At 34.8% G+C, this 21264-nt stretch carries 20 protein-coding genes; 11 read left to right on the top strand and 9 right to left on the bottom strand.

Annotation, left to right across the window (positions count from 1 at the left end; translation table 11 throughout):
• Positions 1-69 precede the first annotated feature (69 nt).
• Together H6622_13725 and H6622_13720 are read right to left on the bottom strand one after the other, a co-directional pair.
• Complete coding sequence (locus H6622_13725) at positions 70-561, bottom strand: dihydrofolate reductase (protein MCB9062577.1); 492 nt, start codon at positions 559-561, stop codon at positions 70-72.
• Positions 561-1355 (bottom strand): thymidylate synthase, encoded by a 795-nt coding sequence (locus tag H6622_13720; GenBank protein MCB9062576.1) that lies wholly within the window; start codon positions 1353-1355, stop codon positions 561-563. Before H6622_13720 ends, H6622_13725 begins: the two co-directional genes overlap by 1 nt.
• Positions 1356-1441: 86 nt before the next feature.
• Here H6622_13720 and H6622_13715 point away from each other — a divergent pair, with 86 nt between their 5' ends.
• The gene (locus H6622_13715) at positions 1442-2638 is read left to right on the top strand and encodes a DUF1343 domain-containing protein (GenBank protein ID MCB9062575.1); all 1197 of its coding nucleotides are present in this window, start codon (positions 1442-1444) and stop codon (positions 2636-2638) included.
• Between the two features lie 8 nt (positions 2639-2646).
• Here the strand turns inward: H6622_13715 and H6622_13710 are convergent, their stop codons facing one another.
• From H6622_13710 to H6622_13700, 3 genes are all read right to left on the bottom strand, one after another.
• On the bottom strand, positions 2647-2985 hold the full coding sequence (locus tag H6622_13710) for an alkylphosphonate utilization protein (GenBank protein MCB9062574.1): 339 nt from the start codon (positions 2983-2985) through the stop codon (positions 2647-2649).
• A gap of 95 nt (positions 2986-3080) precedes the next feature.
• Positions 3081-3779 carry a hypothetical protein gene (locus H6622_13705; GenBank protein MCB9062573.1) on the bottom strand — a complete coding sequence of 233 codons (699 nt, stop codon included), beginning with the start codon at positions 3777-3779 and terminating at the stop codon, positions 3081-3083.
• A gap of 22 nt (positions 3780-3801) precedes the next feature.
• A complete protein-coding gene (locus tag H6622_13700; GenBank protein MCB9062572.1) occupies positions 3802-4374 on the bottom strand; it encodes a hypothetical protein in 573 nt (190 codons plus the stop codon).
• 143 nt (positions 4375-4517) lie between these two features.
• On the opposite strand from H6622_13700, the gene H6622_13695 reads away from it, so the two are divergent.
• The 8 genes from H6622_13695 to H6622_13660 all read left to right on the top strand — a co-directional run bounded on the left by H6622_13695 (position 4518) and on the right by H6622_13660 (position 14946).
• Positions 4518-5267, top strand: coding sequence for an IS5 family transposase (locus tag H6622_13695; GenBank protein MCB9062571.1), 750 nt, complete (start codon positions 4518-4520; stop codon positions 5265-5267).
• A 205-nt stretch (positions 5268-5472) separates the two neighbouring features.
• Positions 5473-6834: a sodium:alanine symporter family protein gene (locus H6622_13690; GenBank protein MCB9062570.1), complete on the top strand. Its 1362-nt coding sequence runs from the start codon at positions 5473-5475 to the stop codon at positions 6832-6834.
• Entirely contained in the window at positions 6831-7460 is a 630-nt protein-coding gene (locus H6622_13685; GenBank protein ID MCB9062569.1) for an HAD family phosphatase, read from the top strand. The genes H6622_13690 and H6622_13685 overlap by 4 nt, the downstream gene beginning before the upstream one ends.
• Before the next feature lie 182 nt (positions 7461-7642).
• Positions 7643-7858 (top strand): hypothetical protein, encoded by a 216-nt coding sequence (locus H6622_13680; GenBank protein MCB9062568.1) that lies wholly within the window; start codon positions 7643-7645, stop codon positions 7856-7858.
• A gap of 46 nt (positions 7859-7904) precedes the next feature.
• A complete protein-coding gene (locus H6622_13675) occupies positions 7905-8123 on the top strand; it encodes a hypothetical protein (GenBank protein MCB9062567.1) in 219 nt (72 codons plus the stop codon).
• A gap of 172 nt (positions 8124-8295) precedes the next feature.
• The gene (locus tag H6622_13670) at positions 8296-13758 is read left to right on the top strand and encodes a hypothetical protein (protein MCB9062566.1); all 5463 of its coding nucleotides are present in this window, start codon (positions 8296-8298) and stop codon (positions 13756-13758) included.
• A gap of 99 nt (positions 13759-13857) precedes the next feature.
• The gene (locus tag H6622_13665; protein MCB9062565.1) at positions 13858-14088 is read left to right on the top strand and encodes a hypothetical protein; all 231 of its coding nucleotides are present in this window, start codon (positions 13858-13860) and stop codon (positions 14086-14088) included.
• A 63-nt stretch (positions 14089-14151) separates the two neighbouring features.
• Entirely contained in the window at positions 14152-14946 is a 795-nt protein-coding gene (locus H6622_13660; protein MCB9062564.1) for a hypothetical protein, read from the top strand.
• A 5-nt stretch (positions 14947-14951) separates the two neighbouring features.
• Here the strand turns inward: H6622_13660 and H6622_13655 are convergent, their stop codons facing one another.
• Positions 14952-16547 carry a lysine--tRNA ligase gene (locus H6622_13655; GenBank protein MCB9062563.1) on the bottom strand — a complete coding sequence of 532 codons (1596 nt, stop codon included), beginning with the start codon at positions 16545-16547 and terminating at the stop codon, positions 14952-14954.
• Between the two features lie 136 nt (positions 16548-16683).
• Here H6622_13655 and H6622_13650 point away from each other — a divergent pair, with 136 nt between their 5' ends.
• Together H6622_13650 and H6622_13645 are read left to right on the top strand one after the other, a co-directional pair.
• Positions 16684-16887, top strand: a complete 204-nt coding sequence (locus H6622_13650; GenBank protein MCB9062562.1) for a hypothetical protein — start codon at positions 16684-16686, stop codon at positions 16885-16887.
• A gap of 139 nt (positions 16888-17026) precedes the next feature.
• Complete coding sequence (locus H6622_13645; GenBank protein ID MCB9062561.1) at positions 17027-18007, top strand: hypothetical protein; 981 nt, start codon at positions 17027-17029, stop codon at positions 18005-18007.
• Positions 18008-18355: 348 nt separating this feature from the next.
• Here H6622_13645 and H6622_13640 read toward each other — a convergent pair whose 3' ends face one another.
• The 3 genes from H6622_13640 to H6622_13630 all read right to left on the bottom strand — a co-directional run bounded on the left by H6622_13640 (position 18356) and on the right by H6622_13630 (position 21223).
• Positions 18356-19591 carry a glutamate-5-semialdehyde dehydrogenase gene (locus tag H6622_13640; protein ID MCB9062560.1) on the bottom strand — a complete coding sequence of 412 codons (1236 nt, stop codon included), beginning with the start codon at positions 19589-19591 and terminating at the stop codon, positions 18356-18358.
• A 9-nt stretch (positions 19592-19600) separates the two neighbouring features.
• A complete protein-coding gene (proB, locus tag H6622_13635; protein MCB9062559.1) occupies positions 19601-20722 on the bottom strand; it encodes a glutamate 5-kinase in 1122 nt (373 codons plus the stop codon).
• A gap of 81 nt (positions 20723-20803) precedes the next feature.
• Positions 20804-21223, bottom strand: a complete 420-nt coding sequence (locus H6622_13630) for a response regulator (protein ID MCB9062558.1) — start codon at positions 21221-21223, stop codon at positions 20804-20806.
• Positions 21224-21264: the final 41 nt, after the last annotated feature.

The raw sequence follows: 21264 nt of genomic DNA, 5'->3' as shown, positions 1-21264 counted from the left end.
TAAAAAAAAACTACATGATGTAGTTTTTCGGTATTTAAAAAGTGGATAAATTTAACTGTTTGAAATAATTTAGGAATTTAGGTCCCATTGCTCAAACTCCCATGCAGGAATTTGAGCATTTATTTGTGGGTGTTTACTAGAATAAGTCAGACTATATTGATCAAGATTAATTTGAGGACAAAAGGCATCCGCTTCCCCATTCCACATAACTTTGCTTAAATAAAATCTTTGAATTCGAGGTAAAAATTGTGCATAAATATTTTCACCTCCACATATGACTAGCTCAGGAATCTGAGCAGATTCTGCATACGAAATAACTTCCTCAACACTTCTCAAAATTTTCACATCGCCCAAAGGGATTTCTTGTCTACTCAATACAATATTTTCACGATTCGGCAATGGCCTTCCAATAGACTCATACGTTTTTCGTCCCATAACGATAGTTTTGCCAATAGTTAGTTTTTTAAAATTTTTTAAATCTTCCGGAATATGCCACAAAAGCTGATTGTCTTTTCCTATTTGACGATTACTTCCCATTGCTACAATCATCGAAATAATCATTAAACAGCTACTTTTGCTTTAATATGGGGATGTGCGTGATAGTCAACCAATTCAAAATCTTCGAAAGAAAATTCAAAAATTGATTTCACTTCAGGATTTATTTTCATCTTTGGTAACGCAAATGGTTTTCTTTCCAGTTGTAATCTGGCCTGATCAAGGTGGTTAGAATATAGGTGAGCGTCCCCCAATGTGTGAATAAATTCACCAGGAATAAGACCTGTGGTCTGTGCGATCATCATGGTAAATAAAGCATATGAAGCAATATTAAAAGGAACTCCAAGAAAAATATCAGCTGATCTTTGATAAAGCTGGCACGACAATTTACCTTGATTGACATAAAACTGTGCAAAAGCATGACAAGGAGGAAGGGCCATTTTAGCAATTTCCCCTACGTTCCAAGCATTAATAATATGCCTTCTAGAGTTTGGATTATTTTTTAATCCGTCAATTAACTGAGCAAGCTGATCAATTATATCTCCTTCACTATTTTTCCATCTTCTCCATTGAGCTCCGTAAACAGGTCCCAATTCTCCTGATTCATCTGCCCATTCATCCCAAATGGAAACCTTGTTATCTTTTAAGTATTGAATGTTTGTTTCACCCTTAATGAACCACAAAAGCTCGTGAATGATAGAACGCATATGACACTTTTTTGTCGTCACTAAAGGAAGGCCCTCACTTAAATCGTAACGAGACTGATGGCCAAAAACAGAAAGTGTGCCAGTTCCAGTACGGTCACTTTTTTCATGTCCGTTTTCTAATACATATTTCATAAGATCTAAGTACTGTTTCATGTAGAGATGCCTTTTAATCTTTGTTAAAATCTGAGGTGATTGTACTCAATCAAAACCAATAGTAAACAATAGAAATAAGGATATCTATGAAAACAATAAGGCCAGCACTATCAAGACTTAAAGAAAGCAACAGTTTACAGAATTTGTGTGTAGGAAATATTGCCCTTCTTTGTCACAATGCTTCAATTACAGAAGACTACCAAACTGCTCCTGAAATCTTCCAAATGCTATTTAAAAAAAGGTTTATCAAATTATTTGGGCCGCAACATGGTTTTGTAAGTGATGTGCAAGATAATATGATTGAAACTTATGATTATATACATCCGTATTTTGGAATCCCGGTTCATTCTTTATATGGAGAAACTAGAATCCCCACTGACAATATGCTTAAAGATATCAACACCTTTGTTATAGATCTACAAGATGTAGGAACGAGAGTATATACTTACATATCTACACTTGGGCTACTTCTAGAGAAGTTAAATAAAACAGGAATACGCGTAATAATCTTAGATAGACACAACCCGGTTGGAGGAGAGCTTATTGAGGGTAATGTGCTAGAAAAAGAATTTCATTCCTTTGTAGGTCATCATAAAATACCGATGCGCCATGCAATGACCATGGGTGAAATAGCACTATTTACTCAAAAATATCATTCTTTAGATGATCTTGATCTGCATGTAATCAAATGTGAAAATTGGAATAGAAATACTGTCTATCATTCCTTACTCTTTCCATGGACAAATCCTTCTCCGAATCTCTCAACTCCAAATGGGGCCTATGTCTTTTGCGGTAGTGTTTTATTTGAAGGTTGTCATATCTCAGAGGGCCGGGGTACGACCAGAGCACTTGAACAAATTGGATTCCCAAAAATTGAGGCCTATTCATTTTGCAAACAACTTGAAAATGAAATTGATGAAGAAATTAGAAATGGGCTGGCCTGTAGACCCATCCACTTTCACCCTATGTTTCAAAAACATGCACACACTGGATGTGGAGGTGTGTTTATAGAAGTCAAAGATCCTCGTTGTGCAAAGACTTGGGAATTTGGACAACATCTAATGAAAAACTTCTATAAGCATTTAAAGGAAGAATTTATTTGGAATGAAAAACCGTATGAATATGAACATGATCGATTGGCCATCGACTTAATAAATGGCTCAAGCAAAATAAGAAATTGGATTGAAAACAATGGCACTAAAAAAGAACTTAGAACAATTGTTGATAAAAGTGGCCTAAGTGAGTTCATTGAGAAACGATCAGCATGTCTTCTGTACAGTTAGGCAACGACCTATGCCTTTTTGACAACAGAACACTTCAAATAGACCTGCCCAATTCCATCAATTTTACAAGAAATATCGTGGTCATTTACAGGAACATCAAGAAGGCGGATATTTTTTACTTTTGTTCCAGATTTTATAACAGATTTACCAACTTTGAGTTCTTTAATCGTTTTAACACTATCACCATTTTCAAGTACTGCTCCAAATGCATCTTGAAAAGAACTTGCTACTTCAGACACTTCATTTGGATTCCACTCATGAGAACATTCAGGGCAAATCCATAATGAGGAATCAAAATAACAATATGGATACTGACATTTTGGGCATTCTTTAACATCTTCTGACATAGCAATCCTTTTTTGAAACATACTACGTTTCAAGAAAGTAATCTAGTTTTTTATTAAAAAAATGTGAGAACTTATCTGCCCCAAAATGATGACTATCAACCTAAAACTGAATTTAATGACTCTTCAATTTTTTCATTCAACTTATTTGGTAACATCATCTCTAAGTTTAATTGCAACTGAAGTTCAGATCCATTTTTATGGATCTTCATATTTTTATCAGCGCCATTTGACACAATAAATTTTTCTATCTGAGAAAAAGCTTCAGCTCCGTAATCATCCTCAACTATTTTCAATATAGATTTTTTTACGGCCTTCGCAACATCGAGCAAATTAAATCTGAGTTCATTTGAATCTGTACAGGTATTCCAATCTACATTAAAATCTGTGTTTAATTGCCCTTCTGATTTTATTTCATCCCAAATTATCTGCAACTTTCTTTTACAATCCAAATTAGTAATTTCACTTACTCCTCCAGGAACTCGTGAAATCTTTCCATTGCTTAACTGAGGAGCTATAAACTGAGCATTGGACAAATGAAGGCCGATGACTTGAGACATTGGAAGAAATGTAAGATTCATTATTTTTTCATCCATTGGATTTTCACACATCACAATGTTCTTGTACCCTTCAACGTCCTCAATTTTAATAACTACTCCGGCCACACTATTTCCACTATTTAAAATCAAATTTGCTTTTACAAAATGTCCATCTGGATTTCTTTCATAATTATCAACTAACATATGAAGAACATCCCCAATTTTTTGTGCTTGTATCTTATCTACTAGATTTGACATAGCTCACCTCTTTAAAAAAAATTTAATATAAATATGCTATATTTAACGAAAATTTTGACTGATTGACACTATCCTTTTCGTAATTAACTTCGTAATTATTATAAGTTAAAGAAAAGTCAAAATGATTTTTATATTTAAAAGTTTGAAGATAATGAACACCTAAACCAACACTTGGCCCTGTTTTAAGATCTTCGCTAAGATTTGAGACGGACCCCAATTTCAAATAAAAAAATAAATCACTTTTTAGCTCATTTAATACATAAAATTTCAGCGTCATATGAATTTGATTGAAGTAGTTTGTATGATTGTAATCGATACCATTTATGTCTTGAAATACTTTGTTCTCAATCCAAAACTCAGCGGAATTCATATGCCCTATGAACTTACTTCCCCAAATGGACATGAGTAGCTTAGATTTAGATCCTTCAATGTCTACTCGTAATATGCGTCCGCCCAGTCCAAAGGCAAAATCATACTGCGGCCTATAATCTGCGCAAATATATTTTTCAAAACTTATTTCGGCATCATACTTTGAAGCAATCTCATCAGAGACATCTTTTATATCTCTTTTATAAACTGAATTATTAATTCCCATTGTAACTTTTGAAATATTTTCAAGGCAGACCTGTCCATATAGAGATGATACTAGGGGCTGTCCAGAATTCGACTCAGGGCCGTATGCATAATTGAAAGTAAGTCCTTAGAATTGATTTGCAAAAAACAACAAAGGACTTACTTATGCCTCGATTAATGCTCACAGATGAGCTTTGGTCGAAGTTATGGCCAATAATGTCTCAAAATGGCATCTATGACAAGCCTGATCTTCGACATACCACAGAAGGAATCTTGTACAAAATGAGAGTTGGATGCCCCTGGAGAGACTTGCCACAAGAGCACTGGAGCTGGAAAAAAGTGTATTCGCGATTTAACGACTGGTCCAAGTACGACAAATTAAAGAGTATATTTCTGAAACTTGTAGTTGAACCAGATATGGAGTGGAAAATTATTGATGGAAGTGTAGTCAAAGCTCATCAACATGCTTGTGGTGCACGTAAGGACGCCGAGAGTGGTATTGGAAAAACAGCTGGAGGCAATAGTTCTAAAATACATATGGTTGTTGATTCTCACGCGAATCCAATTGATTTTGAAATTACTGAGGGGCAAGTTCATGATATAAAAATGGCACCAGAACTTATAGAAAGAACTCCTCATAGTACTTATACTATTGCTGATAAGGGGTATGATGGTGAATATCTTCGTTGGGTAATCAGAGGAACAAAATCAATTCCAGTAATCCCCAGGAAAGAAAACTCGAAGATTGGAAACACTAATTTAGACAAAACGGCCTACAGAGAAAGATATAAAGTAGAAAATATTTTCGCTAGGTTGAAGCACTACAGGTCCATTGCAACTAGGTTTGATAAACTCAAAAGAAATTACAAATCCATGCTTTCTTTGGCATGTGCTTATATATGGTTAAAACTTTGATGCGAGGCCGGGAATTCTGGACAGCCCCTAATAGAAAAAATAAATATATTCTCAAACAAAAATTCAAATTAACCTCTTAAAAATATTTAAGCATAGTAAATAAACTCATGCAATTTTTCGATCTCTTAAAAATACTGGATGAAAATTATTGGCATTTAAGGGCCAAGTTGCTAGGCTTAGAAAATTGCTAATCTACGGAGGGTTTATGCTTGATAAACTATTTCAAATATCAGAACAATTTGCAGGCCTTGTATGGGGTCTCCCTATGGTCTATCTCTTATTCGGCGCAGGTCTCATTTTTACATTTTACTTCCTCCTTCCACAGTTTCGATATTTTAAACATGCTATCGATATTACAGTCGGCAAATATGACAAACCCGAAGACATCGGAGAAATCACTCACTTTCAGGCCTTATGTGCTGCTCTATCAGCAACAATAGGTTTAGGAAATATTGCAGGAGTGGCCGTCGCCATTACAAGTGGTGGCCCTGGAGCAGTTTTTTGGATGTGGGTCGCAGGCCTTCTTGGAATGGCCACAAAATTCTCATCAATTACTTTGGCCCTCATCTATCGAACAGAAGGTGATCATGGACAAATGCATGGTGGACCAATGTTTACAATAAAAAATGCCCTTGGTGGTAAATTTATTCCACTGGCCTATCTCTTTGCATTCTCAACTATATTTGGGGCAATAGGCGCAGGAAATATGTTCCAATCCAATCAAATGGCCAGTATGATTTCTAAATCAATTGGTATTCCAAATATTGTAACCGGACTCTTTTTCGCTGCTTTAAGTGCAATTGTTCTTATTGGTGGAATAAAACGTATAGGAAACGTTGCAGGAAAATTAGTTCCAGTCATGGTGATAATTTATTTCTTTGGATCAATCGGAATTATTATTGCAAATATTCATTCCATTCCACAACTTCTTGTCAGTATATTTTCAGATGCATTTAGTGGTACGGCCGCAGTTGGTGGTTTTCTCGGAGTTGGATTTAAAGAAGTTGTTATACAAGGTGTAAGAAGGGCAGTATTTTCTAACGAAGCTGGTCTTGGTTCAGCAGCGATGGCACATTCAGCGGCCAAATCCTCACCTATACAAGAAGGTCTTGTCGGAATGTTAGGCCCTTTTATAGATACAATTGTCGTATGTACTTTAACTGCCCTTGTCATTCTTATCACTGGAGTATGGTCTAATCCTCAAGGTCTACAAGGAGCAGCATTAACAGCTTCGGCATTTAGTACACTCTACGGAGAAGCTGGAAACTTGATGATTACACTCGTAGTTGTCCTATTTGCATTTTCTTCAATTATTTCTTGGGCATATTACGGTGAACAAGGGGTCGAATTTCTTTTTGGCCACAAATATATTGGAGTCTATAAGATTATTTTTGTTATTTTTGTAGCGATTGGTGCAGTCACAGAACTCAATACAATAATTAATTTTTCAGATGCATTTTTGGGACTCATGGCCATTCCCAACCTTACAGCAAATATTATTTTGGCCCCAAAACTAAAGGAACAAATTAAAAAATATGCTGCAGACTTGCGGGCCGGAAGAATTTGAAAAGTATTTCAAATATTAAAAATATCATCTTTGACTTTGGCGGAGTTTTAATAGACATTGATTACTCGCTTACGGAGAAGGCCTTTGAAAATCTTTCAGCTTTAAATTTTAAAGATTATTATTCACAACACAAGCAAAGTAGTCTATTTGACAGTTTTGAAACAGGAAAAATAACGGCCGAAAATTTCCGCGTAGAATTAATAAGTGCATTAAAACTACCAAATGACTTTACAATTTTTGATAGAGCTTGGAATGCAATGCTGCTAGATGTACCTGAAGTCAAATTGAATCAACTTCAAAAATTATCTTCAAAGTACCGCCTTTTTCTATTAAGTAATACCAATATGATTCACTATGATAAATTCATACAAATTATTCAAACCAAACAAAACTTTTCAACTTTTGAAAAAAACTTTGAAAAAGTATATTACTCGCATATTTTTGGATTGAGAAAGCCTGATCATAATGCTTTCTTAAAGATCCTAGATGAGAACAATTTATTAGCAAGTGAAACGCTCTTTATTGATGACACTTTTGGACATTTATCTGCTGCCAAAGAACTTGGAATACATATCCATCATCATAAAACAAATCGGCCTCTTCCTGAATTTATCCTAATGAGCTAATTTATATTATGATTTATTGTTAATTTTTAGTTCTTAAGTTTTTCTTCAACTGTTTCGTCTTTATGTCCTAGAATTAAGGGCCCACAGGAAGGTAATATATTTATCGGTGAATTTGACCGCTGAATGAACACCAGAATTACGTGAGTAGTTTTGGGTAGGTTTCATTCAGCGGTTTCGCAGTAGTGGCCGAAGAAGTCGGAAATTTGGCCGCGATGAGTGGAAGGTCAGCGCAAGAAATTTCTGTTTTGCTTGATAAGAGTATCTCTAAAGTGAATGAGATCATTTCCAATTCACAGCTAAGAATTGACGAAATGACTTCAATGACTAAAAATAAAATTGATAATGGAATCGAATTAGGAAAAAAAACAACATTTATTATCGATAAAATAATCGACTAGTCTCGCCTATTTCATAAAACTATTGAAGAAATTTCCACTGCCTCCAATGAACAATCAAAAAGGTGTGAGTGAGATTAACAATGCTATGGGAAATCTGGACTCAATCACCCAATCAACGTTAAGCATTGTTAAAGAAAACGAAAAATGCGCCCTTAGTTTTAATCAATCATTAGAAAAAATTGATAATTTTTCAAAGTCACTAGACAAATTTCTTGGACTTGATGAACAAAGCAATGACTCTATAGTAAAAAAAATGGCATCCTAATTCAAAGTTCAAATTTATTTCTTTAAATAGCTCAAGATTTACTCTAAAACTGGCATCTTTCTCGCATATCAATATTCAAAAATACTGCATCTATGTAATCTTTACTAGATAGCAGACATTAATGTTTAAATCGAGATAAACTGTCTAAAGTTTGGGCAGCAAGGAGTAAATAGTGTTCTATTCTCTCTTAAGAAAGTATCTGATACTCACAATTACTCACCTTTTTTGGGCCCAATCAGTTGCATGGCCTGTATTGGGACTTATCTCTTTGTCTCCAGCAGTCTATAGTGCACCAAACGAAGATTACCAACCTACTGATGATGAAACAAAAAAACCTGTAGATCTATTGCATGATCGCTTAATGAAACAGTACCAAAAAATTGCCATCAAACTTTTTGGTACAGAAGAAGAAGAAAATAGGGACATCGGTGATAAAAGTCAGAAGTTTTCAGAGCTAGCGGATGCTGAAGAGCGCATAAATTATCTTAAAGAAGTTGAAAATAATCCAAAAAAGAGAAAAGAATTCATCAATGTACTCATAAGACAAGAATCCCATGAGGCCATTTTGCGATTTAAGGCAAAAAAATCAGGAATTCCTGTACAAGAGAACCCCATAGATAATCTCTTTGAATTTAAACTAACCCCTATTCAAATTTCATATGGCCACATGGGGGCCATTACTGATTACACATCCTATGTTTCTCAAGAGCATCTTATAAGGGATGAGGATGGAAAATATAGAGAAATCGTAGCTAATTTTAAAAGCAAAGAACTCAAAGATAAATTTATTGAAGACGAACTCAAGAAAGTAAAAGATCAAGTTGAAAAAGGTGAAGTTAATTTTAAAAAATCTAAAAATATTTTCCCAAAACTGAGAAAACAGTACCTCATGGCCGATAGAACTGAGATGAAAGATTGGTGGACAGATGATTACTACTTCTGGGTAGTTCCTCAAAAAGATAAAGATATTCAAGAGCTCTATCAAATGATGTTAACTGCAAAAGAAATGGTTGAGCAACTTCTTTCAACCTACAAGGAGACACTCGAAGATACTTATTTCGTAGTTTTGGCCAATTATGTTGATAACGTTTACCTCCCCTTCATGGATCTAAGAAACCAGTTTTGGATTGAAAAAGAAAACTATCGTTACATGGATAAGTTAAGAAAATCACTCAATCTAAAGTGGGATATTCGCCAAATGAGCGTCGAGGATGTTTATCAAATGACTTACAAAGGACTTATGCAAACTGCACAAAATAATATCATTAAGTCCAATGCTTTTTTAAATGCAAGCAAGGAAGAAAAAGACAAAATATCCAAAATTTTAGCTACAGTTGCCGAAGATAATTTAAAAGTCAAAGGTGGCAAAATTTCTCAAAAAGACATTGATGAATTTAAAGAAAAATATCTCGATTTAATGATGGAAAAAAAAATTATTGGAGCAAAAGAGGCCATTCAATTTTTAGACATTATTTCAGAAAGTGATTTACTTCCACTAGAAAAATTGACACGAATTTTTGAAAATTCTGAACGTTTTAGACTTGTTCAAACTGAAGATAAGCATTTAATAGAGTTTGCTCCCACTGTAAAGTATTTAACTCGTGGAGAAGGAGCAAAATCATACCTCCGCATAGGCTCACATCACCACTATATGAGAAGTTTAAAACTTCATCAAATTAATAAACATTTAAATGCCCTGGACTTTTATAATACGATAATGCCCGAACAAGAAAAAGGAATTGAAATTCCTCATTCTTGCCAGACAGTTGACGGAGGAGGACTTCCTGGATTCGCTCCATACACTAATTTAAAAACAGATCCCAAGGAACAAGAACTCTTTATAGATGCCCTCTTAGGGCCAAACTTTGAGTTGGCATTCACAGAATATGGTGCAGACGCTGAAATGGGAAGTATGGGAATAGATGCCTCTTTCAAACTAGATCCTGAAAATCCACAATACGGACAAATCTCAGGCCTTAGACCTATGTATGTCTATGACCATGCCTGGAAAGGTGTAAGTGCCTTTGCCAAGCATGACTCAATATTTAAACAACTTGCAGAATACCTTTGGGAAGGAGGAGCTATTTTTGATAATAGTGATGAGTCGAGAATTCTCCCAAACGTAGATGATATTAACCATTTTGATCAGGCCAGCAAAATTCTACAATCAAAAATCATTATTACCATCAGAAATGAAGGAAAAGATGATGAGCTTAAAAAATATAAAGGTCAGAACGTCATTAAAACATCAATTTCAAAAGATGAACTAAACTACCTCTCTGCTCAGATTGAAGATATCTTTAAATTTACTGATATAAAACGCAAATGTGAATCTGAGAGTACTCCAGAATGTGAAACGGATGAGAACGGGATAATCTCTGATCCAACTGGAGCAGATCCCCTCTATTCACATAACGAATTTCTATTTAAGAGATTTACACAGTTACAAGATAATCTCTTTGATTGGAAAATTTATTTTGCAAATGATCTAAATGAGTTTGAATCAAATAGAACAAGCTACAAATTACCAGAACTGAACACATCCGCCTGGCTTATCAGAACTCCACTTGGAATTCTTGCATATGAACTTGAGAATCTCAATTTAAAAAATGCTGAATTTAAATCATCTGAGAGAAGAGAACGCTTTTACTCAATCCTCAGAGAAACCTGTAAAGAGTCAAAACATAATTCTTGGAACAATAGTATATTTGAGATCTGTAATGGTGAAATTGCCCGAAAAAATTCGCAACGAAAAACTGAAAATGATGGAGAAAGAATCGCAGAACTCCTTTATCGTAAGCTCTTACCTTTTTTGAATAAAGAAAATAATTTTGATACTCACCCTTCTGAAATCAGAGCAATAAAATCAGTCTATCCTTACATTAAATCTATCTATAAAAAATTACAAGAAAATGATTTATTAAAGAAAGCTCAAATATCTGAATATAAATTTTTACAACAGTCTCTAGGAGCGAGTCCAAGAGTCGACAAAGAGATTGCTGTTCGAAAACAGGTTTCAGTGAATAATCGGTGGGCGATTTTAAGATTATCCTTCTTTCAGCTTAACAAAGAAATTCTGAATTCTCATCCCACTGAAGGTTTTTTGCGTCTTTGGAATAAAATATATACCAATGTCGCAAAAATGGATCGTCCCCTACAACCAATGATGGCCCAAGAAGTACTCTCTGAACGCGATATGTTTTCTATGTGGCAAGAAACTATTGATAAATTTAACAACCAGTACGCAGGACTTTTTCATACCCCCTTTGACAATGATAAACTGGCCTACCAGAAAATTATTGATATTAACGACTCAAACCTCTTTGAAGAAAAAGATTTTGACAAGGCCCTTGACTCTGTTACTTATGATTTAGACAATTCAGCGGCCAAAGAGGCCTACAATGCCACTGCAGAACAACCTGAATTTATAGATATGTTAGCAGTGCTTGATATCTATAAACTAAGACATATTGAAGACCCTAAAGTTCAACTCCAGAAATTAGAGCAGTGGTTTGATGATAATCCAAACGTCAAACCCGAAGAATACACTAGTGAAATCGCACAAATGTATATCATGAAGTTAGATAATCAAATTAAAAGACCCCTATATAGACATTTAATGAGAGAGTCTGCTTATAAACAACAACAAATGAGACCTACTAGCATTAAAAGATTGTGCGATTTTAATCACGTATTTCGAGATCAAGACTTTCAAAACCTTTACTATGCGACTATCCCGGCCCAAAAAGAAGTTTCTCAAAAATATGGCGTTGAAGAAATGGAAATTATCCAAGAAAGACTTAGCGATATGACAGATGAAGAATTTAATCGAACAATTGCAACTCTTCCATTACAGATCTTTTTCCTGATGGCCGCGTTTTCTGCTGGTGCTGTTTTAGGCGTGCCAGCGCTTATTTGGTCTCTTTTATTGATTGGAACAGGTGTTTTCTTCACAGGAGCACAACTCTTATTGTCCTGGGATAGAATAGAAGCTGCGGAAAATATGAAAGAGCTTGAACGCTTTGGAATTGTCCCTCACTCTAGTGTTGAAGGTGCAGAAGGTGGTTTTATGGAAAAAGGCTACCGCTCCGTCTATTTAGAAATATTCTTTAGTATAACTTTACTCAATCCTCTTTTTAAAGCAGCAAGAGCATTGCGCTTAAAAGGAAACTTCATAAAAAAAGACATCTTAGGTCTTAAAAATGCAGCAGGAGAACTTGGGAAAGAAGAAAAGCAAATCTACAAGAGACTCGCGCACGAATACTCAATGAAACACCAAGCGTTGGCCCTCATCGGTAAGACTGATATTGCCCCCACAATCTATCAAATTGTGAAGGATGGAAAAAATTGGAACAAAAGTTTTAGCAAACTTGTTGATTCACTCAGTGATGCTCAAATCGCAGAAAGCTGGGCAAGTCAATCTGCAAAGTATTTTTACGACGATATTAAATATTTTGATCACTTTCTTGACACATTAAAAATAGAAAAACGTGTAACGAAGGCCAAGGCCGTTAACCAAAAGTTTAAGAAACAGATAAAGGATTCTTCCCGGTTGGTAAGATGGAGGGCCAAGTTTAATATTTGGCTAAAAAAGAAAAATCTTAAATTGGCAACTGACTATAAGCATTACACAAAACTAAGAAACGAAGTAAAGTCCATGATTGCCAATGGCCAGACTCACAAATCTGCACTTAAAGAAGTACTTGAGAGAAATCATAATTTCTCAGAAGTAATGGTTAATGTCCGCATATCCCCAAAAAATATACCACACTTCATGGCGGCACAAGGTGGTGTTGCTCAATCAAACAGAATTCCAATGCTAGGACTGTTTAGATATATACCCAAAACATTGAATACTATTGTTGATTACATTGTCCCTGATGCTGTGAAAAAATATTTTTCCACAGGCAAAAAATCAATGTTTTTTGGACCATTAAGAGCTTTTCTCAATGATCAAAGTTTCATTTATATGAATACTTGGGCCCAAAGAGTAATGTTTAAAAGAATGTCTAGTGCAAAAAACTATCTTATGGATTTAAACGAAATTGAAAAGGCAGCTAAAGAAGTTTATCTTGGGGGTAGTGGGCATTTTCAACTATCAGACAGAGTCGTGAAGGCCTATCAGGAAACTATTCAAAAAAGAATTATTGAAAATAAAAATAAAATTGAATTCATTGCTTCAAAAGGAAGAAAAAACATTGCTCGAGAAGACCTGGCCATATTAAATCAACTTGAAAAAGAAAATACTCTTTTAATGGAGCACAATGAGAAGCTCATAGACGACGTCGCAACTAATGCTTATAAATATCTCGAAAGTAAAAACAAAGGGCCACTTGTTAATCTATTTAATTTGATCAAAAGAAAAGATAAATATGGAAAAAATATTATAAAACAAGGACCAGATGCTTTTAAAAAGCTTATAAAAGATAATGACCCTCATGCTTTGGCCCTTCTTAGAAGAGTACCTTCAAAAGAGTTTTATCAAGGAATTAGCAAACATACTGAAGATGAAGCACATGAAATTATTAAAATCTTTTCAAAATATGACGGAATTTCAACACAGTTTGATGATCATAAAAATATATTAATGCTTCTTCTTTTGAAAAAACGAAATGAAATCCTCTACCTCATTTGAAATTAAGAGTAGGTTTTCACTATTTGCAAAACCTACTCTTAAAATTTACCTTGAATTTAAACTCGTCGATGATTATGATGTCTGAAAAAAGGAATATACATGAGCGAAGAAGTTAAACCTGAAATTTCAGTACAAACAATTGAAGCAATTAATTTACTCAAAAAAATTGTAAAATTCTCAAACATAGAAAAACAAAAACACCTCGATCTCACTCTTGCAAACTCAAGTGAAAGGGGCGAATTTGAAAAAGCACTCATACTTGTCAATCTAGCTGTCGAGCAAGGACAACTTAGTAAAGAAGAGTTGAATTCTAAACTTGGGATCAAATAGTTGACTCTCTGCACATCCCCTTTAATTGTTTACTTCCATATATGAATATGTTTTCATGTTTACATGAAAACAATTCTCTTAATACTCTGGCCTTTTTTTCTTTCTTCATTGGCCCTTTGCGAATCCAAAAAAGATGCGTTCGATAAACAACTAGAACAACCACTTCCAATTATTGAAAAAGACTACGCCTTGAAAGAGGAAGTCACAATTGAAGAGCACCTCGTTGAAGATGCTCAGTTAAGACTACGTACTATGGACTATGATACGGGAATTCTTGGAAGACCTTATGACGTTAGTAATGATATTTGGAAAGCAAGTATTGCTTACCATGTAAACTCGAGTCTTGTTGAGCTTATGATTCTAAACGGATTTGAATTAACAGTTTCTAGAAAAACTTCAAATTTTTGGTTTGAGGGTTTTATTCAAACCTTAAGCGCACAATTTAAGGCCGTAGCTGAAAACCCAACACCAACAGGTGATTCTGATTCTGAAGGTGCCAATCCTCGTGCAGATGATGATCAAGAAACCTTTTTGTATGGCGGAATTGGTATGGGTTATCGATTTAATCTACTCACTGAATTGTTCGATTCTCTAAAGTTTTTTGAGCATGCGACTGTATTTATGACCTATGGTATGATCAATGATAGTTTAAGGGAACTTAAATATAGCGGTATTGGGTACAGGGCCGATTATGCTATGGCCTATAGATGGACAAAACACTTTCATATCGGAACTAAAATGTCCTATAATATACTTCCATCAAAAAGAGAACGACTGTACGACACTGAATCAGCTAGTGGGAGATCCCTTACTTTTTCGTGGGTGAGTTTTTCGGCCGAACTTGGTATCTACTTCTAGAAAAATTATAAAAGATTTAACACTCTATCTCTGCCAATAGTTCGGATAAATCCAGCTAGTTTAGGGCCTTTTTCCTTTGATATTAATAACTCATATAAAGTTTTAAATGCATCTTCCGGAGTTATTCCAATCTCTTTAATTAATTCATAGATTTTTTCATGGAGATCTTTATCCGTTTGAAATGATTCCCAATCTTGGACAATTGTGGATTTTAATTTTGTCAAGAACTCAGTAATCTGCGCACTAATTTCAATGTTTACCTTCTCTTTATTAATGGTAAACTTAAACTCCTCAGGTGCATAGTTATCTAACCAGAAAAGTGCACAGTTTGCTCTTTGCGTGAAGCGTCTCTCATCTCTTTCGTTTTTGATTTCGCTGATATAACTCTCACGGGCCTTTGATATATCACCATCATTTATTTGTAAAATATTTGTCAGGTGTCGAAATGAAGGCTGAAAAGGCATTTCTTCAGGTTTAAGATCTTCAGTATGCGCATTTAATTGTGAAAGTTTAAATACTCTTTGGGCCATTGTGACTTTTTTATCATTTCCAATTTCTATTCCATAGGCCAGACGCTCTTGCCTATCAAAGTCCTCATATGTTTTAATCACATCGAGATCAAAACTGACTGCAAAATCAATATTTGTCTTGTAACTTGCAAAAATCCATCTGATCATTTCAGGTTCATATACATTTAGAACATCATTAACAGTTACAAGGTTTCCTGATGAACTACTCATCTTTCCACCTGCTCCTTTAATAGAAACAAAATCATATTGTAAGTAAATAGGGGCCTTAAAACCAAAAATTTTATCTACAATTTCTTTGGCCGTCGTATAGGATCCTCCTTGAGAAGAATGATCTTTACCTCCTGGTTCAAAATCAACCTTTTCATAGGCCCATCTCATTGGCCAATCAACTCTCCAAGGGAGTTTCACCCTTGAAGTCGTATCTAAATCTTCTTCTCCCTTGTGACCACAAAGTTCACATTCATAAGAGAGAATATGATCACCACTAAAGGACATCGATTTTATTCTGTCACGATTACAAGAACTACAGTAGACCAATACAGGCAACCAGCTGTCATCTAGAGGAGAAGTTCTATGAGCATTGAGTATTTCTTTGATTTTACTTGTTTCGTGAAGTGCTTTGCGAATCCCTTCCTTGTAATCTCCCTTACGGTATTTCTGGGCCTGGTAAATTGGCGTTACCTCTACCCCTACTCTTTCTAATTGCTTTTCAAAGTTATTTTCATGATGAGAAGCATATGACTCATGAACAGCAAAAGGATCTGGTGTATCAACTATTGGTCGAAATAAGCATTTTTCAAGCTCTTCTTGTTTGGGCATATTTTTAGGAACTTTGCGAAAAGTATCATAATCATCCCAGCTAAAGATAAATCTTACTTTTTTGCCCCTTGCTCTTAATGCCCTGGCCACAAAATCAACTGTAATGACTTCCCTAAAATTTCCAAAGTGCACGACACCTGATGGAGTAATGCCACTGGCCAGAGTATATTCCTCTTTTTCACCACACTGCTTAATAATTCTTTCTGCTGTTATTTCTGCCCAATGAACAGGTCTAAATCCCTGTGAATCCATGAAAATCTCCACTGTCTTATATTACATGCATCATTTTAAACTCCCGAAATTTAACACCTAATAAATGAAATGACTATGTTTTAGGCCTGCAGTTTGCATAAACAATTGGTATAAAGCGTAAGTCTAGGGAGAAAAAATGGGTATGTTAATTAAACTAGTTCTGTTTTATGTGTTTTTCTACTACGCTTGGCGCTTTATAAAGGCCCTCATTGGGTCCAAGTTTATAGATTTAGGTAAGCAATATGGGATTAATGAGCAAAAAACTCAAAATTCTTCAAAGATGACTTCTCGTCCGTCAGATATTGTAGCAGATTATAAAGTCGTCAAAGAGGGTGAGTAATATCTAAAATTTGGACAGTTTCTGTTGAGCAAATTTTGACCATATTGAGTAAAAAATATAGTATTTGGATTTTGATATTTTAGACAAATAACATAGGTGATAGCATCTTTTGCATTACTGAATAAATAAGGAGTAAATAATGTTCAGATTACTGGCCATTTTAACAGTTGTGTTTTCTCTAACAACGCACGTGAGTTCTGCTAAAGGACTTAGTGTCCCTGGAAAATATTCACTAAAACTCGCCGAAAAAGCAGTGAAGCAAATTGGTGAACTGAGTGGAAAATTTTCTCAAAAAGCAATCAACGAAGTGATTCAAGTACTTGAGTCATCCTACAAATTAGAGGGTGTGAGTTTTACTGGATCAGATTTTGGTACCTACGCGAGAGTTGAAGCGATTTTAAACAAGATCGCTGACAAAAAAAATGTTACAGCAAGGGATCTTGAAACTCTTAAATCTGGAATGAAAAGACTTACTAAGGGAGCTAAGATTGAGGCCGCTGTCAGTTGCGCTTCTTCAAGCTGTGCTGCCAAGAGTGCTTCACAGTACAATGCTGGAAATGTACAAAAAATTTCTGACACAGAAGTTCTAGTCAAAGAACCATACTCAGCAAGAGCAAATAAATCACTTGTAAAAGCAATGTCTATACCAAGAATGACTACGAGAGATTCATTAATTGAAACGGTTAAATCCCTTGGTCCAAAGCATGGACTTTCAAACGAAGATCTAGTTTACTTTACTAAGCAAAGTGTTGAAAGTGAAGAACTATCAAGAATGGCCACAACTCTTCAAATGAAAGAAGATGGAAAATTGAATTCAGCTCAAGAAGATTTTTTCAATGCTCTTGTTACAATTGGTAAAAACAATGGTGGTACAAAATTTAGAGAACATGGATTTGATTGGATTATTGTTCAAGGTTGGGAAAATGGGATCCTGAAAAAGCTAACAGCGAAGATCGAAAACTCTGATTTGACTGAGGTCAATGACATTCTGAAGCTTTGGAAAAAAGAAGCTGAAGAAGACTTAGCAAAAGGTAAGAAAACTAAGGCAATTGAGTTCAATAACCTTGTTGAAGCAAAATGTTTTAAAGGAATAAAAGGTTTCAGCCCAATAAAGATGTAGTAAAAATTCGGCCTATGCCGATGATCATCCCCCTATAAACGAAAAAGGCCCTAAACGCGAGGGCCTTTTTTGCTTTATCAATAATTAGACCAAATGTTATTTTTTGATTACTTAAAAATTAATTTTATAATTTTGAAAAAGTAACTTGATTATACTTAATAAAGCTTAGAAGCATTCATACTTTTAATTTTTCATCTTACAACTTAACAAAAAGATATGGCCTTTATAACAATTTAGATGTTTTAAACTTATCTAATCTAATCTTCTTTTCCTTGGCCAAAATAGAAGTTAAAAATAAAAAAATCATAAATTATCTTGCCAACATAACTTAAAATATTGTGATGTACACTATGCTCTAATCTGGCCTTGACCAACAACGACAAATCTAGTTGTAGTCATTTCAGCGGCCCCCATAGGGCCATATGAATGAAATTTTGTAGTAGATATTCCAAGTTCAGCACCAAGACCTAATTCTCCGCCATCATTAAATCGTGTTGAAGCATTGACCATAATACAAGATGCATCAACTTTGTTTTGAAATTCTTGGATGACTCTTTCATCTTTTGCAAGTATTGCCTCTGTATGTTGAGATCCATAGCTTTGTATGTGCTCAATGGCCTCTTTTTCATTACCAACAGTTTTTACTGACAGTTTTTTGTCGAGATATTCAGTGGCATAGTTTTTATTTGTTGCAAGTTTAATTCTTTGATCAATTGACTTAATAGCTTCATCAGCAAATATTTCTACATCATTTCCCAGAAGTGTTTCAATTATATCAGTTACAAAATCTTTTGGAAGATCGTGGTGTAATAAGAGTGATTCCATAGCATTGCAGACACCTGGTCTTTGCACTTTGGCATTTAGTATAATTTCCTTGGCACTTTTTAGATCTGCGTCTTTATGGACATAGATATGGCATAGCCCTTTAAAATGAGCAATGACAGGCATTTTAGCATTGTCATAAACATATTGTATGAGCTTCTCTCCTCCACGAGGGATGACTACATCAATATAATCTTTGAGTTTGAGTAATTCGCTCACGGCCTCCTTAGAACTCACAAGTTGAACGACATTTTTGGGAATATATCTTGAGATAGCTTCTCTAACTAATTCACTCAGGATATTGTTTGAGTATTTAGCTTCCTTACCTCCTTTAAGAATGATGGAGTTTCCTGATTTTATGGCCAGACATGAACAATCAATGACTACATTTGGCCTACTCTCAAAAATCATTGCTATTGTTCCTAAAGGGATTCGTTGTCTTTGAATTTTGAGTCCATTTGGTGCTTCTTTTTGAGAAATGATTTGTCCAACGACTTCTTCTTGATCGGCAATTGCTTGGACAGAATCAATAATTGCTTGAATTCTATTTTCAGTCAGAGTGAGCCTATCAATCATGGCATCAGTGAGTCCCTGTTTTCTGGCCTCTTCAACATCTTTATTGTTTTCCGAAATAATATCATTCATTCGTTCTGTGAGAGATCTAGCAATTTCTCGAATGGCGTAATTTCTTTCATCAGCACTTGAGGATCTGAATTCTATACTCGCTATTTTAGAATTTTTTGCAATATCTAGCGTAGTCATTTTTACTCCCTATTTTAAGCATAAATTATTTCGATGAACGACAGTTTTTGAATGAACTTTTGACAATATTGATGAAATCTGATTTGATTTTTTTCCAGCAATTTGAATAACTTCTTTAGAACTATATTCACAAATTCCGTAAGCAAAAACTTTATGCTGAAATTTAAGAGCAACTGAATCCCCTCTTTTAAACGATCCTACAATATCTTTTATCCCGATAGGAAGTAATGAAGCATTCTTAAGTAAAGCATTGTATGCTCCTTCATCGACCTTAATAATAGCTCCCGGTTTAACAGTAGTCGTAATCCATATTTTCTTACTATTTTCTTTGTTATTTTTTCTAGATACAAATATTGTACCGGCCTCTTCATCTGTTATTGCTCTTGTGATGGGTTGATTTTTTTTGAATGTAGCAATTATGACATCAGTTCCAAGGTCTGCAACTTTTAAAACTGCATAAAGTTTGGTTTTCATCCCTCCCCGGCCAGCATTGGTTTTGGTGAAAGTTTTAATTTGTGCCAAGTCGGTTTCCATGCTTACGTATCCAAATTTGAGAGCGTCTTTTTCAGATGGGTCCTTATTGTAAAGTCCATCTGTACTTGAAAGAAGAACAAGTACATCTGCAAAGATTGACTTTGCAATTACAGCTGCGAGTTGATCATTATCGCCTACGGTAATCTCCTCAAAACTCACTGAATCGTTTTCATTTAAGATCGGTATAACATTATTTTCTAAAAGTTTAAGTAGAGTGTTTCTAATGTTCAAATATCGGGCTTTATTTTTAAGATCGTCATGGGTAAGTAATACTTGTGCACACTGAAACCCTTCTTTTGAGAATTCTTCTTGATAAGCATGCATAAGTAGAGGTTGTCCAACTGCAGAGCAAGCTTGAGCAAAACTAAGAGAATTTTTTTCTTTTTTAGAAACGTATTTTACCCCGGCGTTTATCGCACCGGAACTGACTAAAATGACTTGAATACCTTGTTTTTTTAACCTGACAATATCTGCTGCCAAGTTGTTGATTTTGTCTCTATCAATTCCGCCTTCTGAGTGAGTTACACCTAGTGAGCCTACTTTAATTACTAGCCGTGAGATATTTTTATTTAGTTGTTCCCGTATTTGATTTTTCATGAACAGCATATACCACTGCTCATTTTAATAGTCTATAAAGATGATTTACAGCATTCTCATTTGAGATTAGGATATTCAGTTTTATGCAACTTTCTTTTTCCTGCGTGCGACTTCGACCTGTTTTAATACTTCGGCGACTTTGGTGATAAAAGATTTTTCATCAAAGGGTTTTACTAAAAAGTTTTTAACCCCATTTTTCATTACTTCCTTAAGTATAGGTGCATCTAAATTTCCAGAAATGACAATTACTGATTCCTTCAAATTTTTGGGAATATGCCCAAATTGCTGAACTATTTTTACTCCATCTTTTTTAGGAAGATTGATATCTAAAATAATAATTTCAAATTTTTGGTTATCGAGCATTTTGGTGGCCTGAATTCCGTCGTGGGCCATACAAATATTTCGAAATATTCCCATTTTTTCAAAATACATACTGCATATTTCACAAATATCTTTCTCGTCATCAACAATTAAGACATCTTTGGGATTAAGAGTGTTCATATGCCTCCAAACTCTGAATATTAATCTAATTATCGGGTATT

It is taken from the genome of Halobacteriovoraceae bacterium (genome assembly GCA_020635115.1).
Taxonomy (GTDB): Bacteria; Bdellovibrionota; Bacteriovoracia; order Bacteriovoracales; family Bacteriovoracaceae; genus JACKAK01.
This window is presented reverse-complemented; position numbering and strand designations above follow the sequence as displayed.

Coding starts and splice junctions, on each gene's coding strand:
- H6622_13645 (MCB9062561.1), top strand. CDS start 17,027: ATGTTCAGATTACTGGCCATTTTAACAGTTGTGTTTTCTCTAACAACG.
- H6622_13725 (MCB9062577.1), bottom strand. CDS start 561: ATGATTATTTCGATGATTGTAGCAATGGGAAGTAATCGTCAAATAGGA.
- H6622_13650 (MCB9062562.1), top strand. CDS start 16,684: ATGGGTATGTTAATTAAACTAGTTCTGTTTTATGTGTTTTTCTACTAC.
- H6622_13700 (MCB9062572.1), bottom strand. CDS start 4,374: ATGGGAATTAATAATTCAGTTTATAAAAGAGATATAAAAGATGTCTCT.
- H6622_13715 (MCB9062575.1), top strand. CDS start 1,442: ATGAAAACAATAAGGCCAGCACTATCAAGACTTAAAGAAAGCAACAGT.
- H6622_13675 (MCB9062567.1), top strand. CDS start 7,905: ATGAACAATCAAAAAGGTGTGAGTGAGATTAACAATGCTATGGGAAAT.
- H6622_13720 (MCB9062576.1), bottom strand. CDS start 1,355: ATGAAACAGTACTTAGATCTTATGAAATATGTATTAGAAAACGGACAT.
- proB (MCB9062559.1), bottom strand. CDS start 20,722: ATGAAAAATCAAATACGGGAACAACTAAATAAAAATATCTCACGGCTA.
- H6622_13690 (MCB9062570.1), top strand. CDS start 5,473: ATGCTTGATAAACTATTTCAAATATCAGAACAATTTGCAGGCCTTGTA.
- H6622_13665 (MCB9062565.1), top strand. CDS start 13,858: ATGAGCGAAGAAGTTAAACCTGAAATTTCAGTACAAACAATTGAAGCA.
- H6622_13710 (MCB9062574.1), bottom strand. CDS start 2,985: ATGTCAGAAGATGTTAAAGAATGCCCAAAATGTCAGTATCCATATTGT.
- H6622_13655 (MCB9062563.1), bottom strand. CDS start 16,547: ATGGATTCACAGGGATTTAGACCTGTTCATTGGGCAGAAATAACAGCA.
- H6622_13640 (MCB9062560.1), bottom strand. CDS start 19,591: ATGACTACGCTAGATATTGCAAAAAATTCTAAAATAGCGAGTATAGAA.
- H6622_13705 (MCB9062573.1), bottom strand. CDS start 3,779: ATGTCAAATCTAGTAGATAAGATACAAGCACAAAAAATTGGGGATGTT.
- H6622_13660 (MCB9062564.1), top strand. CDS start 14,152: ATGAAAACAATTCTCTTAATACTCTGGCCTTTTTTTCTTTCTTCATTG.
- H6622_13630 (MCB9062558.1), bottom strand. CDS start 21,223: ATGAACACTCTTAATCCCAAAGATGTCTTAATTGTTGATGACGAGAAA.
- H6622_13695 (MCB9062571.1), top strand. CDS start 4,518: ATGCCTCGATTAATGCTCACAGATGAGCTTTGGTCGAAGTTATGGCCA.